The following is a 15,131-nucleotide window of genomic DNA, read 5'->3' as shown; positions in this document are numbered from 1 at the left end:
ACCGTTGCACCTGGAACTTGTGGATAAAATCACTGTCTGATAAAAGAGTGAATGTTAATCTCGTTGCTCAAACGCTTTGGCATGGTTGTTGCCTGACGGGGACAGCCTGGACCAGAAGAAATACTGAGAGGAATGAATGACCAAAGAAATGCAAACTTTAGCTTTAGCCCCTGTTGGTAACCTGGAATCTTATATCCGGGCTGCGAACACCTGGCCGATGTTAACGGCCGAGGAAGAAAAGGAGCTTGCTGAAAAGCTGCATTACCAGGGCGATCTGGAAGCAGCGAAAAAGCTGATCCTGTCTCACCTGCGCTTTGTTGTTCACATTGCTCGTAATTATGCGGGCTATGGCCTGCCGCAGGCGGACTTGATTCAGGAAGGCAACATCGGCCTGATGAAGGCTGTGCGTCGCTTCAACCCGGAAGTGGGTGTGCGACTCGTCTCCTTCGCCGTACACTGGATCAAGGCAGAGATTCATGAATACGTGCTGCGCAACTGGCGTATCGTGAAAGTCGCCACGACAAAAGCGCAACGCAAACTGTTCTTTAACCTGCGTAAAACCAAGCAGCGTCTGGGCTGGTTCAACCAGGATGAAGTGGAAATGGTGGCGCGCGAGCTGGGCGTAACCAGCAAAGACGTGCGTGAGATGGAATCCCGTATGGCCGCGCAGGACATGACCTTTGATATGTCCTCCGACGACGACGCCTCCGACAGCCAGCCGATGGCACCGGTTCTGTATCTGCAGGATAAAACCTCTAACTTTGCTGATGGCATCGAAGAGGACAACTGGGAAGATCAGGCCGCGAACAAGCTGACCCATGCGATGGAAGGCCTCGACGAACGTAGCCAGGATATTATCCGCGCCCGCTGGCTGGACGAAGACAACAAGTCCACGCTGCAGGAGCTGGCTGACCGTTACGGCGTCTCTGCAGAACGTGTGCGTCAGCTTGAAAAGAACGCCATGAAAAAACTTCGCGCCGCTATCGAAGCGTAATTTCCGCGAAGTACACCGAGAACCCCTGGATGAGAGTCTGGGGGTTTTGTTTTTTTAGCGCCCGCTCTGGCGAATTCCCTCCCCCTGGCAAACACTTACTGATGCGCTAAGCAGGCGACTTTCTCAGGGGGACAGGGTGAAAAACAACGAACTGAACGACCGGCGTTTACAGGCGACGCCGCGCGGCATCGGCGTGATGTGTAACTTCTATGCCGATAAAGCCGAAAACGCCACGGTGTGGGACGTGGAAGGCAATGAGTATATCGACTTCGCCGCCGGGATCGCGGTGCTGAATACCGGCCATCGGCATCCCAAAGTCATTTCCGCCATCGAAAAACAACTCCACGCGTTTACCCACACGGCCTACCAGATTGTGCCGTACGAAGGCTACGTGGCGCTTGCCGAGCGTATCAACGCACGCGTGCCCGTAGAAGGTCCTGCCAAAACGGCGTTCTTCTCCACGGGGGCTGAGGCGGTCGAAAACGCGGTCAAAATTGCGCGCGCCTATACCAAACGTCCTGGCCTTATCACCTTCGGCGGCGCGTTCCACGGCCGCACCTTTATGACCATGGCGCTTACCGGCAAAGTTGCGCCGTACAAGCTCGGCTTCGGACCCTTCCCCGGCTCGGTTTATCACGCGCAGTATCCGAATGACCTACACGGCGTCAGCACCGCTGAGGCGTTAAAAAGCCTGGAACGTATCTTTAAAGCGGATATTGCTCCTGACCAGGTCGCGGCGATTATTCTCGAACCGGTTCAGGGAGAGGGCGGTTTCAACATTGCGCCTGCTGATTTTATGCAGGCTCTTCGCGCCCTGTGCGATACCCACGGTATTTTGCTGATTGCCGACGAGGTGCAAAGCGGCTTCGCCCGCACCGGCAAGCTTTTCTCGATGGAACACCACTGCGTGAAGCCGGACCTGATCACCATGGCAAAAAGCCTGGCGGGCGGGATGCCGCTCTCGGCGGTATCGGGCCGTGCCGACGTGATGGACGCGCCTGCGCCGGGCGGGCTGGGCGGCACCTACGCGGGTAATCCGCTGGCGATTGCCGCAGCGCACGCGGTGCTGGACGTAATTGACGAGGAAGATCTCTGCACGCGCTCGGCGCATCTCGGCCATCACCTGGTGGAAGTGTTGAACAAGGCGAAGGAACACTGCCCGTATATCGCGGATATTCGCGCGCAGGGCTCGATGGTGGCGGTTGAGTTTAACGACCCGCAAACGGGCCAGCCTTCGCCGGAATTTACCCGCCAGGTGCAGGAGCGTGCATTGCAGGAAGGTCTGCTGCTTCTAAGCTGCGGCGTCTACGGCAACGTCATTCGTTTCCTCTATCCGCTGACGATTCCCGAAGTGCAGTTCCGTAAAGCGCTGGACATTATCTCCGCGTCGCTGACACGTTAAAGCCACATGCCCGGCGGTAAATCCTGCCGGGCTTATCATATATTCATTTCAAATTAGCTATTCCAAAATCATAAAAATCGGGTATGTTTTAGCAGAGTATGCTGAAAAAGCGCGGACAGCACACCTATAACTGACATAAAGCGCTGCACAACAACATCACAACAATCGTAATAACCATAATAATGGGGAATCTCAGGATGAACATGAAGGGTAAAGCGTTACTGGCAGGATGTATCGCGTTGGCATTCAGCACCATGGCACAGGCAGACATCAAGGTGGCTGTGGTTGGCGCGATGTCCGGTCCGGTAGCACAGTACGGCGACCAGGAATTTACCGGCGCTGAACAGGCGGTTGCAGACATTAATGCTAAGGGCGGTATCAAAGGCGAAAAACTGCAGATCGTAAAATATGATGATGCCTGTGACCCGAAACAAGCGGTCGCGGTCGCGAACAAAGTGGTGAACGACGGGATCAAATACGTTATCGGTCACCTGTGCTCTTCCTCTACTCAGCCCGCGTCTGACATCTACGAAGACGAAGGTATTCTGATGATCACCCCGGCAGCGACCGCACCGGAGCTGACTGCGCGTGGCTACAAGCTGACCCTGCGCACCACCGGTCTGGACTCTGACCAGGGCCCAACCGCGGCGAAATACATCGTTGAAAAAGTGAAGCCGAAGCGCATTGCTATCGTTCATGACAAGCAGCAGTACGGTGAAGGTCTGGCGCGTTCAGTGCAGGACAACCTCAAGAAAGCCAATGCCGACGTGGTGTTCTTCGACGGCATCACCGCCGGTGAGAAAGACTTCTCCACCCTGGTTGCGCGTCTGAAGAAAGAGAATATCGACTTCGTATACTACGGCGGCTACCATCCGGAAATGGGCCAGATCCTGCGTCAGGCGCGCGCTGCGGGCCTGAAAACCCAGTTTATGGGCCCGGAAGGCGTGGCGAACGTTTCTCTGTCTAACATTGCGGGTGAATCAGCCGAAGGTCTGCTGGTGACCAAACCGAAGAACTACGACCAGGTCCCTGCGAACAAACCTATCGTAGATGCCATCAAGGCGAAGAAACAGGATCCAAGCGGCGCGTTCGTCTGGACCACCTACGCGGCGCTGCAGTCTCTGCAGGCAGGTCTGAACCAGTCAGCCGATCCGGCTGAAATTGCCACCTGGCTGAAAGCGAATACGGTTCAGACCGTTATGGGGCCACTCTCCTGGGACGAGAAGGGCGACCTGAAGGGCTTCGAGTTCGGCGTGTTTGACTGGCATGCCAATGGCACGGCGACAGACGCAAAATAATTTTCCCGTCTCCTTTCGCGCCGCAGGTGCGTTGGCTGCGTTATTCAACCCCGGTCACTTACTTATGTAAGCTCCCGGGGATTTCATAACTTGCCGCCTTCCTGCAACACGAAATGCTTGGGAAAATACAGTGGAGAATGTAGGCCGGGTAAGGCGCAGCCGCCACCCGGCTTTCTTTTAGCGCTTCTCCCACCCGCTCTCCTGCGCCGTAAAGCCTAACGCCTGCATAAACGCTGCCATCACGCCGCGGTCTTCCACGCCCACGTCGGCCATCCACCATGAGGTCACGCTTGGGTTTTCGCGGATCACTTCTTCAATTAAATACTGTCCCACGCCGCGACGACGGGTGACGTCACGAACGCGCAGTGAGTCCAGCGCTCCTTCTGTACCGCTCAGGGTGACGCGAACCGCAGCCAGCAGGCGCTCGTTAAAACGCGCGGCATAAATGCGGTGGGTCTCATCAACGCGCAGCGACGAAGGGGAATATTCCGGCCAGATCTTGCCCAGGTCGATATGATCCTGGTCGCTAAAGGTCACCAGACGCACGATAGTCAGTTTCATTAGCTACTTGTCCAAATCAAATTGAGTAGAGGCAGTGTACTCAATTTATTCACTCAGCGGCTTCCTCTTTTTATTCTCATTAACCAGGTGATTAGTTTTTTGGCAGCGCGATGGGCAGTTTGAAAACACATGGATCGAAAAATAAGCAGAATTTTAACCTGAATGGTAGTGATTTATTCGGCGCTTTGTACCGTTATTTTATGCTGCAAACTGCACTTTTATTTGTTTATCTCTGCCTGATTTCAGAATATTATCTTTGCTTAATCGCCTGAAAAATAGAGATTTTAGTCTGGTTTTTGACAAAAACCTGCGCTAAACCATTAAAGGCACTGGTAAAAATAGCGTTGTTCATTAAAAGTACAGAATGCTTTTTAAGCATAATAAAACAAAATATAAACACGACATCACGAATGGGGATTCAGAGATGAAAAGGAACGCGAAGACGTTAATCGCGGGGATGGTCGCACTGTCGATCTCGCATGCCGCCATGGCGGAGGACATTAAAGTTGCGGTAGTGGGCGCGATGTCCGGCCCTGTTGCCCAGTGGGGTGATATGGAGTTCAACGGTGCGCGCCAGGCCATCAAAGACATCAACGCTAAGGGCGGCATCAAAGGCGACAAGCTGGTGGGCGTAGAATATGACGACGCCTGCGATCCGAAACAGGCCGTCGCGGTCGCCAACAAAATCGTCAACGACGGCATCCAGTATGTGATCGGCCACCTGTGCTCGTCGTCCACTCAGCCCGCGTCTGATATCTACGAAGACGAAGGCATTCTGATGATCACCCCTGGCGCTACTAACCCTGAGCTGACCCAGCGCGGATACCAGCACATCATGCGTACCGCGGGGCTGGACTCCTCTCAGGGGCCAACCGCCGCCAAATACATCCTTGAAACCGTCAAGCCGCAGCGTATCGCCATTATTCATGACAAGCAGCAGTACGGCGAAGGCCTGGCGCGCTCCGTTCAGGACGGCCTGAAAAAAGGCGGCGCAAACATCGTCTTTTTCGACGGGATTACCGCCGGTGAGAAAGACTTTTCCGCGCTGATCGCCCGCCTGCAAAAAGAGAATATCGACTTTGTTTACTACGGCGGCTACTACCCGGAGATGGGCCAGATGCTGCGTCAGGCGCGCGCCACCGGTCTGAAGACCCAGTTTATGGGGCCAGAGGGCGTGGGCAATGCCTCTCTGTCAAACATCGCCGGGGATTCTGCCGAAGGCATGCTGGTGACGATGCCAAAACGCTATGACCAGGATCCGGCCAACAAGGCTATCGTGGATGCGCTCAAGGCGCAGAAGAAAGATCCGAGTGGTCCGTACGTCTGGATCACCTACGCCGCCGTGCAGTCTCTGGCCACCGCGCTGGATCGTACCGGCAGCAAAGAACCGCTGGATCTGGTGAAAGATTTAAAAGCACACGGGGCGAACACCGTGATTGGGCCGCTGAACTGGGATGAGAAAGGCGATCTGAAGGGATTTGAGTTTGGTGTCTTTAAGTGGCACGCCGACGGTTCGTCTTCGGCCGCCAAATAATTATCCCACCGCCCGGACTGACGGGCGGGTATAAAAAGGTTTGCATATGTCCGAGCAGTTTCTCTATTTCCTGCAGCAGATGTTTAACGGCGTTACGCTGGGAAGCACCTACGCGCTGATCGCCATCGGCTATACGATGGTTTACGGCATTATCGGCATGATCAACTTCGCCCACGGCGAGGTCTACATGATCGGTAGCTATGTCTCCTTTATGATTATTGCTGCCCTTATGATGATGGGCATCGACAGCAGCTGGCTGCTGGTCGCCGCCGGGTTTGTTGGCGCGATTGTGATTGCCAGCGCCTACGGCTGGAGCATCGAGCGCGTGGCCTACCGGCCGGTGCGCAGCTCCAAGCGTCTGATTGCGTTGATTTCCGCGATCGGGATGTCGATCTTCCTGCAAAACTACGTCAGCCTCACCGAAGGCTCGCGTGACGTGGCGCTGCCAAGCCTGTTTAACGGCCAGTGGATTGTGGGGGCCAGTGAAAACTTCTCGGCTTCTATCACCACTATGCAGCTGGTTATCTGGGTCGTGACCTTTATTGCGATGCTCGCCCTGACGCTGTTCATCCGCTACTCGCGTATGGGTCGCGCCTGCCGCGCCTGCGCAGAAGACCTGAAGATGGCGAGCCTGCTCGGCATCAACACCGACCGCGTGATTGCCCTGACCTTCGTGATTGGCGCCGCGATGGCGGCCGTCGCAGGCGTGCTGCTCGGCCAGTTCTACGGCGTGATCAACCCGTACATCGGCTTTATGGCCGGGATGAAAGCGTTTACCGCGGCGGTTCTGGGCGGTATCGGCAGTATTCCGGGGGCGATGATCGGCGGCCTGATCCTGGGTGTGGCGGAAGCGCTCTCCTCGGCGTATCTGAGCACTGAGTATAAAGATGTGGTGTCGTTTGCCCTGCTGATTCTGGTTCTGCTGGTGATGCCTACCGGTATTCTGGGCCGTCCGGAGGTAGAGAAAGTATGAAACCGATGCATTTTGCAATGGCGCTGCTCTCTGCCGCCATGTTCTTCGTGCTGGCGGGCGTCTTTATGGGCGTCCAGTTAGGTCTGGACGGGACGAAGCTGGTGGTAGACGCCGCCCCCGACATCCGCTGGCAGTGGGTATTTATCGGCACTGCCGTGGTGTTCCTGTTCCAGCTGCTGCGTCCGCTGTTCCAGAAGTCGCTGAAAAACGTCTCCGGGCCGAAATTCGTTCTGCCGGCCATCGACGGGTCAACCGTTAAGCAGAAGCTGTTCCTCGTGGCGCTGCTGGTGGCCGCCGTGGCGTGGCCGTTTGTGGTCTCTCGTGGAACCGTAGATATCGCTACCCTGACCATGATCTACGTGATTCTTGGTCTTGGTCTGAATGTGGTGGTGGGGCTATCTGGCCTGCTGGTGCTTGGCTACGGCGGCTTCTACGCCATCGGCGCCTACACCTTCGCGCTGCTGAACCACTATTACGGCCTCGGCTTCTGGACCTGTCTGCCGCTGGCGGGGCTGGTCTCCGCCGCAGCCGGTTTCCTGCTTGGCTTCCCGGTGCTGCGCCTGCGCGGTGACTACCTGGCGATCGTGACCTTAGGCTTCGGTGAAATCGTCCGTATCCTGCTGCTGAACAACACCGAAGTGACCGGCGGCCCGAACGGCATCAGCCAGATCCCGAAACCGACCTTCTTCGGTCTGGAGTTCAGCCGTACCGCCCGCGAAGGCGGCTGGGATACCTTCAGTAACTTCTTCGGCGTGAAGTATGACCCGTCCGACCGCGTGATCTGGCTCTATCTGGTGGCGCTGCTGCTGGTGGTGATCACCCTGTTCGTGATTAACCGCCTGCTGCGCATGCCGCTGGGCCGCGCGTGGGAAGCACTGCGCGAGGATGAGATTGCCTGCCGTTCCCTGGGCCTGAACCCGACACGCATCAAGCTGACCGCGTTCACCATCAGCGCCGCGTTTGCCGGTTTCGCCGGGACGCTGTTTGCCGCGCGTCAGGGCTTCGTCAGCCCGGAATCGTTCACCTTTGCCGAATCTGCCTTTGTGCTGGCGATTGTGGTGCTCGGCGGGATGGGCTCGCAGTTCGCCGTTATCCTCGCGGCCATCCTGCTGGTGGTTTCGCGCGAGCTGATGCGCGACTTTAACGAATACAGCATGTTAATGCTGGGTGGTTTGATGGTGCTGATGATGATCTGGCGTCCGCAGGGCTTGCTGCCGATGACCCGTCCACAGCTGAAGCTGAAGAACGGGCAAGCGAAAGGAGAGCAGGCATGAGTCAGCCATTATTATCCGTTAACGGTCTGATGATGCGTTTTGGCGGCCTGCTGGCGGTCAACAATGTGTCACTGGATCTGCACAAGAAAGAGATTGTCTCCCTGATTGGCCCGAACGGCGCGGGGAAAACCACCGTCTTTAACTGCCTGACCGGCTTCTACAAGCCGACGGGCGGCACCATCATGCTGCGCGACAAGCACCTTGAAGGGCTGCCGGGCCAGCAGATTGCCCGCATGGGCGTGGTGCGTACCTTCCAGCACGTGCGTCTGTTCCGCGAGATGACGGTGATTGAGAACCTGCTGGTTGCGCAGCATCAGCAGCTGAAAACCGGGCTGTTCTCCGGTCTGCTGAAAACCCCGGCCTTCCGCCGCGCCCAGGATGAAGCGCTCGATCGCGCCGCCACCTGGCTCGACCGAATTGGCCTGCTGCAGCACGCCAACCGTCAGGCGAGCAACCTGGCCTACGGCGACCAGCGTCGTCTGGAGATTGTGCGCTGCATGGTCACCCAGCCGGAAATCCTGATGCTCGACGAACCGGCGGCGGGCCTCAACCCGAAAGAGACCAAAGAGCTGGACGAGCTGATTGCCGAGCTGCGCGATCACCACGACACCACCATTCTGCTGATTGAGCACGACATGAAGCTGGTAATGGGCATTTCCGACCGTATCTACGTGGTTAACCAGGGTACGCCGCTGGCAAACGGCACGCCGGAAGAGATCCGCAACAACCCGGACGTGATCCGCGCATACCTGGGTGAGGCATAAGATGGAAAAAGCGATGTTAACGTTCGACAAGGTCAACGCGCACTACGGCAAGATCCAGGCGCTGCACGACGTCAGCCTGCATATCAATCAAGGTGAAATCGTGACCCTGATTGGCGCCAACGGCGCGGGCAAAACCACGCTGCTCGGCACCCTTTGCGGCGACCCGCGCGCCACCAGCGGGCGGATTGTGTTTGATGGCAAAGACATTACCGACTGGCAGACCGCCAGAATCATGCGCGAGGCGGTGGCGATTGTTCCGGAAGGGCGCCGCGTGTTCTCGCGTATGACGGTGGAAGAGAACCTGGCGATGGGTGGGTTCTTCGCCCACCGCGATGAATACCAGACCCGCATCAAGTGGGTGTACGAACTCTTCCCGCGCCTGTGGGAGCGCCGCATTCAGCGTGCGGGCACCATGTCCGGCGGTGAACAGCAGATGCTGGCGATCGGCCGCGCGCTGATGAGCCAGCCGCGCCTGCTGCTGCTGGACGAGCCGTCGCTCGGCCTGGCGCCAATCATCATCCAGCAGATATTCGACACCATCGAGCAGCTGCGCAAAGAGGGGATGACCATCTTCCTCGTCGAGCAGAACGCCAACCAGGCGCTGAAGCTCGCCGACCGTGGCTACGTGCTGGAGAACGGCCGCGTGGTGCTGGAAGACACCGGCGACGCGCTGCTGGCGAACGAAGCGGTGCGGAGCGCGTATCTGGGCGGCTGAGTCGTCTGTATCGCCCGGTGGCGCTTACGCTTACCGGGCCTACGGTATCAACCAGGCCGGGTAAGGCGAAGCCGCCACCCGGCTTTTTCACATAAACCCCCTTCACACAACCATCATCCCCCTGACCCTTTACTGTCACTTATCTGTAAACAAACAGTTATTTTTCTGTCATTCGAGCATGTCATGTTACCTCGCGAGCATAAAACGCGTGATATCGCGCATCCGGCACAATAAGAGAGATGACAATGACATCGTTACGACACACAGCTTTGGGTCTGGCACTGGGTCTGGCTTTTGCGACGAACGCAATGGCTGTGACGACCATTCCGTTCTGGCATTCAATGGAAGGGGAGTTGGGTAAAGAAGTTGACTCCCTGGCGCAGCGTTTCAACGACACCCATCCGGATTACAAAATTGTGCCGGTGTACAAAGGTAACTACGAGCAGAGCCTGAGCGCGGGCATTGCCGCCTTCCGTACCGGCAACGCGCCTGCACTGTTACAGGTTTATGAAGTGGGCACCGCCACGATGATGGCCTCCAAAGCCATCAAGCCGGTCTATGAAGTATTCAAAGAAGCGGGTATTAACTTCGATGAATCCCAGTTCGTGCCAACCGTAGCGGGTTACTACACCGATTCCAAAACCGGACATCTGCTGTCTCAGCCGTTTAACAGCTCCACGCCGGTGCTGTACTACAACAAAGACGCCTTCAAGAAAGCCGGTTTAGATCCGGAGCAGCCGCCAAAAACCTGGCAGGACCTGGCCGAATACACCGCGAAGCTGAAAGCGGCGGGAATGAAGTGCGGCTACGCCAGCGGCTGGCAGGGCTGGATCCAGATTGAAAACTTCAGCGCCTGGCATGGCCTGCCGGTTGCGACCAAAAACAACGGCTTCGACGGCACCGATGCGGTACTGGAGTTCAACAAGCCGGAGCAGGTGAAGCACATTGCGCTGCTTGCCGATCTGAACAAGAAGGGCGACTTCAGCTACTTCGGGCGTAAAGACGAATCCACCGAGAAGTTCTACAACGGCGACTGCGCCATTACCACCGCCTCGTCCGGCTCGCTGGCGGACATCCGTCACTACGCCAAATTCAACTACGGCGTGGGCATGATGCCGTACGACGCTGACGTGAAGGGCGCGCCGCAGAACGCCATCATCGGCGGGGCGAGCCTGTGGGTGATGCAGGGTAAAGACAAGGGCACCTATAAAGGCGTGGCCGAGTTCCTCGACTTCCTGGCGAAGCCGGAAAACGCCGCCGAATGGCACCAGAAGACCGGCTACCTGCCGATCACCAAAGCCGCGTACGACCTGACCCGCGAGCAGGGCTTCTACAGTAAGAACCCGGGCGCGGATATCGCGACGCGTCAGATGCTGAACAAGCCGCCGTTGCCGTTCACCAAAGGCCTGCGCCTGGGCAACATGCCGCAGATCCGCACCATTGTGGATGAGGAGCTGGAAAGCGTCTGGACCGGTAAGAAAACGCCACAGCAGGCGCTGGATTCCGCGGTAGAGCGCGGGAATCAGCTGCTGCGCCGCTTTGAGCAGTCGACGAAATCGTAATTCAAACCTGCCCCTCACCCCGGCCCTCTCCCCAAAGGGGCGAGGGAGAAAAGACGGCTCCGTGCAGTCCCCTCTCCCCTCTGGGGAGAGGGCTAGGGTGAGGGGTGAATACCTACAGAGCTAACCTATGTCATCATCCCGTCCGGTGTTCCGTTCCCGCTGGCTGCCGTACCTGTTGGTCGCGCCTCAGCTGGTCATCACCGTTATCTTCTTTATCTGGCCTGCGGGCGAAGCGCTGTGGTACTCGGTACAAAGCGTCGATCCGTTTGGGCTTTCCAGCCAGTTTGTCGGGCTGGACAACTTTACCGCGCTGTTCAATGACAGCTACTACCTGGAGTCCTTCTGGACGACGATGAAATTCAGCGCGCTGGTCACCGTCAGCGGCCTTGTTGCCTCGCTATTTTTCGCCGCGCTGGTCGATTACGTGGTGCGTGGCAGCCGCCTGTATCAGACCCTGATGCTGCTGCCTTACGCCGTGGCGCCCGCCGTCGCCGCCGTGCTGTGGATTTTCCTGTTTAACCCCGGTCGCGGGCTGATTACCCACTTCCTGGCTGAGTTCGGCTACGACTGGAACCACGCCCAGAACAGCGGCCAGGCCATGTTCCTGGTGGTGTTCGCCTCGGTGTGGAAGCAGATTAGCTATAACTTCCTGTTCTTCTTTGCCGCGCTGCAGTCCATTCCGCGTTCGCTGGTGGAAGCCGCCGCGATTGACGGCGCAGGGCCGATTCGTCGCTTCTTCAGGCTGTCGCTGCCGCTGATCGCCCCGGTAAGCTTCTTCCTGCTGGTGGTTAACCTCGTTTACGCCTTCTTCGACACCTTCCCGGTAATCGATGCGGCCACCGCAGGCGGCCCGGTGCAGGCGACCACCACGCTGATTTACAAAATCTATCGCGAAGGCTTCGCCGGGCTGGATCTCTCCGCCTCTGCCGCGCAGTCGGTTGTGCTGATGTTCCTCGTCATCATCCTCACGGTGGTGCAGTTCCGCTATGTCGAAAGTAAGGTGCGCTACCAATGATTGAGAACCGTCGGGGGCTGACGATTTTCAGCCATACCATGCTGATTTTAGGGATCATCGTCATCCTCTTCCCGCTGTACGTGGCCTTTGTCGCCGCCACTTTGGACACCAAAGCGGTGTTCGATACGCCGATGACGCTGATCCCCGGCGGCCACCTCTTTGAGAACATGAAGACCATCTGGACCCAGGGCGTGGGCGTCAACAGCGCACCGTTCTGGCTGATGATGCTCAACAGCTTCATCATGGCGTTTGGCATTACGGTCGGCAAAATTACGGTGTCGATGCTTTCGGCGTTCGCCATCGTCTGGTTCCGCTTTCCGCTGCGTAACCTCTTCTTCTGGATGATCTTCATCACGTTGATGCTGCCGGTTGAGGTGCGTATCTTCCCGACGGTGGAGGTGATCGCCAACCTGAAGATGCTCGACAGCTACGCGGGCTTAACCCTGCCGCTGATGGCCTCGGCGACCGCCACCTTCCTGTTCCGCCAGTTCTTTATGACCCTGCCGGACGAGCTGATTGAAGCCGCGCGCATCGACGGCGCCTCGCCGATGCGCTTTTTCCGCGACATCGTGCTGCCGCTGTCGAAAACCAACCTTGCGGCGCTGTTTGTGATCACCTTTATCTACGGCTGGAACCAGTACCTGTGGCCGCTGCTGATTATTCAGGACGTCAATCTCGGCACCGCCGTGGCGGGCATCAAAGGCATGATTGCCACCGGCGAAGGCACCACCCTCTGGAACCAGGTGATGGCGGCGATGCTGCTCACCCTTATCCCACCCGTAGTCATTGTTTTAGCCATGCAGCGCGCGTTTGTCCGCGGCCTGGTCGATAGCGAGAAATAAGATGGCAGGTTTAAAACTTCAGGCAGTAACCAAAAGCTGGGACGGCAAAACCCAGGTGATCCAGCCGCTCACGCTCGACGTGGCGGACGGGGAATTTATCGTGATGGTCGGCCCGTCCGGCTGCGGCAAATCCACCCTGCTGCGCATGGTGGCGGGGCTGGAGCGCGTGACGTCCGGGGACATCTGGATTGACCGCCAGCGCGTCACCGAGATGGAGCCGAAAGACAGAGGCATCGCGATGGTCTTCCAGAACTACGCTCTCTACCCGCACATGAGCGTGGAGGAGAACATGGCCTGGGGGCTTAAAATCCGCGGCATGGGCAAAGGCCATATCGACGAGCGCGTGAAAGAGGCTGCACGCATTCTGGAGCTGGACGGTCTGCTCAAGCGCCGCCCGCGCGAGCTCTCAGGCGGCCAGCGCCAGCGCGTGGCGATGGGGCGCGCCATCGTGCGCGATCCGGCGGTATTCCTCTTCGACGAGCCGCTCTCTAACCTCGACGCCAAGCTGCGCGTGCAGATGCGTCTTGAGCTGCAGCAATTGCACCGTCGTCTGAAAACCACCTCGCTGTACGTTACCCACGATCAGGTCGAAGCCATGACCCTCGCCCAGCGCGTGATGGTGATGAACAAAGGCGTTGCCGAGCAGATTGGTACCCCGGTGGAAGTGTATGAGAAACCGGCTACCCGCTTTGTGGCGAGCTTTATCGGCAGCCCGGCGATGAACCTGCTGGAAGGGCGTATCAGCAGCGCGGGCTCGCACTTTGAGCTGGAAAGCGGGATGGCATTGCCAATCAACTGGTACTATCGTGGCTACGCCGGGCGTAAGATGACGCTCGGTATCCGCCCGGAACATATCGGTTTAACCTCTCAGGCGGAAGGCGGCGTGCCGCTGATCATGGACACGCTGGAGATGTTGGGTGCAGATAACCTGGCGCACGGGCGCTGGGGCGAGCAAAAGATGGTGGTGCGTCTGGCACATCAGGAGCGCCCTAAAGCAGGCAGCACGCTGTGGCTGCACCTGCCGGAAAATCATCTGCACCTGTTTGACGGTGAAACAGGACAACGAGTATGAGCAACTGGCCTTATCCCCACATCGTCGCCCACCGCGGCGGCGGTAAGCTGGCGCCGGAAAACACGCTGGCGGCGATTGACGTCGGCGCGCGCTACGGTCACACGATGATCGAGTTCGACGCCAAGCTGTCGAAAGACGGCGAAATTTTCCTGCTGCATGACGATAACCTTGAACGCACCAGCAACGGCTGGGGCGTGGCGGGCGAGCTGCCGTGGCGCGATCTGCTGAAAGTTGACGCCGGAAGCTGGTACAGCGGCGAATTTAAAGGCGAACCGCTGCCGCTGCTGGCGGAAGTAGCCGATCGCTGTCGCCAGCACGGCATGATGGCCAATATCGAAATCAAACCGACCACTGGCACCGGGCCGCTGACCGGCAAAGTGATTGCCCTTGCCGCGCGCGAGCTGTGGGAAGGGATGACCGCGCCGCTGCTCTCCTCGTTTGAAATTGACGCACTGGAAGCGGCACAGGCGGCCGTGCCGGAGCTGCCGCGCGGGCTGCTGCTTGACGAGTGGCGCGAGGACTGGCGCGAGCTGACGACGCGCTTAGCGTGCGTCTCTATTCATCTCAACCACAAGCTGCTGGATGAGACGCGGGTGAAGATGCTGAAGGACGCGGGTCTGCATATTCTGGTTTACACCGTCAATAAACCCCAGCGCGCGGCCGAACTGCTGCGCTGGGGGGTGGACAGCATCTGCACCGATGCAATCGACCTGATCGGCCCGGACTTTAGTTCTGCGGATTAAGCATACTGCCATTCGACTGCGGCGGCAGCATATGCTGCTGTCCGCTGCCTGACGACGTCATTCCCCCTAACATCCCGCCGTTTTTATTTGGCAACGGCTGCTCGCGCACCTGCCCCTGCTGCACGCGCTGGGTGTTGGCGTTCATCTGATTTTGCAGGCTTTGCTGCTGCACCTGGGTCTGCGTTCTCAGCTGCTGATTCAGCATCCCTTTTTGCTGCTGCTGCTGGCTCATCATCTCGGTCTGCATACGCTGCTGGCTCGGGATGACGTAACCCTGCTGATTCGGGTTATTCATGGTGTTGAGTGGCTGTGCGAGCGCGGCAAAGGGGATCAGCGCCGTAAGAATCAATAAGCGTTTCATTGTCATTTCCTCCTCTTGAGG

General features: G+C 57.9%; 15 protein-coding genes. 13 read left to right on the top strand and 2 right to left on the bottom strand.

Going from position 1 to position 15,131, the window contains the following annotated elements; all coding sequences use genetic code 11:
• Positions 1-136: 136 nt before the first annotated feature.
• The 3 genes from rpoH (at position 137) to livJ (ending at position 3,694) form a co-directional block, all read left to right on the top strand.
• Complete coding sequence (gene rpoH / locus LRM19_RS19405; protein WP_115876938.1) at positions 137-994, top strand: RNA polymerase sigma factor RpoH; 858 nt, start codon at positions 137-139, stop codon at positions 992-994.
• 136 nt (positions 995-1,130) lie between these two features.
• Positions 1,131-2,396, top strand: a complete 1,266-nt coding sequence (locus LRM19_RS19400) for a 4-aminobutyrate--2-oxoglutarate transaminase (protein WP_271369651.1) — start codon at positions 1,131-1,133, stop codon at positions 2,394-2,396.
• Positions 2,397-2,593: 197 nt separating this feature from the next.
• Positions 2,594-3,694 carry a branched chain amino acid ABC transporter substrate-binding protein LivJ gene (gene livJ, locus LRM19_RS19395; RefSeq protein ID WP_143344528.1) on the top strand — a complete coding sequence of 367 codons (1,101 nt, stop codon included), beginning with the start codon at positions 2,594-2,596 and terminating at the stop codon, positions 3,692-3,694.
• Positions 3,695-3,871: 177 nt separating this feature from the next.
• On the opposite strand, the gene panM is transcribed toward livJ, so the two are convergent.
• Positions 3,872-4,255 (bottom strand): aspartate 1-decarboxylase autocleavage activator PanM, encoded by a 384-nt coding sequence (gene panM, locus LRM19_RS19390; RefSeq protein ID WP_023334145.1) that lies wholly within the window; start codon positions 4,253-4,255, stop codon positions 3,872-3,874.
• Between the two features lie 424 nt (positions 4,256-4,679).
• On the opposite strand from panM, the gene livK reads away from it, so the two are divergent.
• From livK to ugpQ, 10 genes are all read left to right on the top strand, one after another.
• Positions 4,680-5,789 carry a high-affinity branched-chain amino acid ABC transporter substrate-binding protein LivK gene (livK, locus tag LRM19_RS19385; RefSeq protein ID WP_008500098.1) on the top strand — a complete coding sequence of 370 codons (1,110 nt, stop codon included), beginning with the start codon at positions 4,680-4,682 and terminating at the stop codon, positions 5,787-5,789.
• Positions 5,790-5,835: 46 nt separating this feature from the next.
• On the top strand, positions 5,836-6,762 hold the full coding sequence (gene livH / locus LRM19_RS19380; RefSeq protein WP_013099131.1) for a high-affinity branched-chain amino acid ABC transporter permease LivH: 927 nt from the start codon (positions 5,836-5,838) through the stop codon (positions 6,760-6,762).
• Positions 6,759-8,036, top strand: a complete 1,278-nt coding sequence (livM, locus tag LRM19_RS19375) for a branched chain amino acid ABC transporter permease LivM (RefSeq protein WP_048226437.1) — start codon at positions 6,759-6,761, stop codon at positions 8,034-8,036. The genes livH and livM overlap by 4 nt, the downstream gene beginning before the upstream one ends.
• On the top strand, positions 8,033-8,800 hold the full coding sequence (gene livG / locus LRM19_RS19370) for a high-affinity branched-chain amino acid ABC transporter ATP-binding protein LivG (RefSeq protein WP_024906698.1): 768 nt from the start codon (positions 8,033-8,035) through the stop codon (positions 8,798-8,800). Before livM ends, livG begins: the two co-directional genes overlap by 4 nt.
• 1 nt (position 8,801) lies before the next feature.
• The gene (livF, locus tag LRM19_RS19365; protein WP_008500102.1) at positions 8,802-9,515 is read left to right on the top strand and encodes a high-affinity branched-chain amino acid ABC transporter ATP-binding protein LivF; all 714 of its coding nucleotides are present in this window, start codon (positions 8,802-8,804) and stop codon (positions 9,513-9,515) included.
• 245 nt (positions 9,516-9,760) lie between these two features.
• A complete protein-coding gene (gene ugpB / locus LRM19_RS19360; protein WP_023310025.1) occupies positions 9,761-11,077 on the top strand; it encodes a sn-glycerol-3-phosphate ABC transporter substrate-binding protein UgpB in 1,317 nt (438 codons plus the stop codon).
• 127 nt (positions 11,078-11,204) lie between these two features.
• Positions 11,205-12,092, top strand: a complete 888-nt coding sequence (ugpA, locus tag LRM19_RS19355; RefSeq protein ID WP_248175505.1) for a sn-glycerol-3-phosphate ABC transporter permease UgpA — start codon at positions 11,205-11,207, stop codon at positions 12,090-12,092.
• A complete protein-coding gene (ugpE, locus tag LRM19_RS19350; RefSeq protein ID WP_111964220.1) occupies positions 12,089-12,934 on the top strand; it encodes a sn-glycerol-3-phosphate ABC transporter permease UgpE in 846 nt (281 codons plus the stop codon). Before ugpA ends, ugpE begins: the two co-directional genes overlap by 4 nt.
• Position 12,935: 1 nt before the next feature.
• Positions 12,936-14,006 (top strand): sn-glycerol-3-phosphate import ATP-binding protein UgpC, encoded by a 1,071-nt coding sequence (locus LRM19_RS19345; protein WP_271369650.1) that lies wholly within the window; start codon positions 12,936-12,938, stop codon positions 14,004-14,006.
• A complete protein-coding gene (ugpQ, locus tag LRM19_RS19340; RefSeq protein WP_271369649.1) occupies positions 14,003-14,749 on the top strand; it encodes a glycerophosphodiester phosphodiesterase in 747 nt (248 codons plus the stop codon). The genes LRM19_RS19345 and ugpQ overlap by 4 nt, the downstream gene beginning before the upstream one ends.
• On the opposite strand, the gene LRM19_RS19335 is transcribed toward ugpQ, so the two are convergent.
• Complete coding sequence (locus LRM19_RS19335) at positions 14,733-15,110, bottom strand: DUF2756 family protein (RefSeq protein WP_111964217.1); 378 nt, start codon at positions 15,108-15,110, stop codon at positions 14,733-14,735. The genes ugpQ and LRM19_RS19335 overlap by 17 nt on opposite strands.
• Between the last annotated feature and the right edge of the window lie 21 nt (positions 15,111-15,131).

The organism is Enterobacter sp. PI-10, assembly GCF_027947695.1.
GTDB classification, from domain to species: domain Bacteria; phylum Pseudomonadota; class Gammaproteobacteria; order Enterobacterales; family Enterobacteriaceae; genus Enterobacter; species Enterobacter vonholyi.
This window is presented reverse-complemented; position numbering and strand designations above follow the sequence as displayed.

Excerpts from the sequence above, each read along its gene's own strand:
- rpoH (WP_115876938.1), top strand. The coding sequence starts at position 137 with ATGACCAAAGAAATGCAAACTTTAGCTTTAGCCCCTGTTGGTAACCTG.
- livJ (WP_143344528.1), top strand. The coding sequence starts at position 2,594 with ATGAACATGAAGGGTAAAGCGTTACTGGCAGGATGTATCGCGTTGGCA.
- panM (WP_023334145.1), bottom strand. The coding sequence starts at position 4,255 with ATGAAACTGACTATCGTGCGTCTGGTGACCTTTAGCGACCAGGATCAT.
- livK (WP_008500098.1), top strand. The coding sequence starts at position 4,680 with ATGAAAAGGAACGCGAAGACGTTAATCGCGGGGATGGTCGCACTGTCG.
- livH (WP_013099131.1), top strand. The coding sequence starts at position 5,836 with ATGTCCGAGCAGTTTCTCTATTTCCTGCAGCAGATGTTTAACGGCGTT.
- livM (WP_048226437.1), top strand. The coding sequence starts at position 6,759 with ATGAAACCGATGCATTTTGCAATGGCGCTGCTCTCTGCCGCCATGTTC.
- livG (WP_024906698.1), top strand. The coding sequence starts at position 8,033 with ATGAGTCAGCCATTATTATCCGTTAACGGTCTGATGATGCGTTTTGGC.
- livF (WP_008500102.1), top strand. The coding sequence starts at position 8,802 with ATGGAAAAAGCGATGTTAACGTTCGACAAGGTCAACGCGCACTACGGC.
- ugpB (WP_023310025.1), top strand. The coding sequence starts at position 9,761 with ATGACATCGTTACGACACACAGCTTTGGGTCTGGCACTGGGTCTGGCT.
- ugpA (WP_248175505.1), top strand. The coding sequence starts at position 11,205 with ATGTCATCATCCCGTCCGGTGTTCCGTTCCCGCTGGCTGCCGTACCTG.
- ugpE (WP_111964220.1), top strand. The coding sequence starts at position 12,089 with ATGATTGAGAACCGTCGGGGGCTGACGATTTTCAGCCATACCATGCTG.
- LRM19_RS19345 (WP_271369650.1), top strand. The coding sequence starts at position 12,936 with ATGGCAGGTTTAAAACTTCAGGCAGTAACCAAAAGCTGGGACGGCAAA.
- ugpQ (WP_271369649.1), top strand. The coding sequence starts at position 14,003 with ATGAGCAACTGGCCTTATCCCCACATCGTCGCCCACCGCGGCGGCGGT.
- LRM19_RS19335 (WP_111964217.1), bottom strand. The coding sequence starts at position 15,110 with ATGAAACGCTTATTGATTCTTACGGCGCTGATCCCCTTTGCCGCGCTC.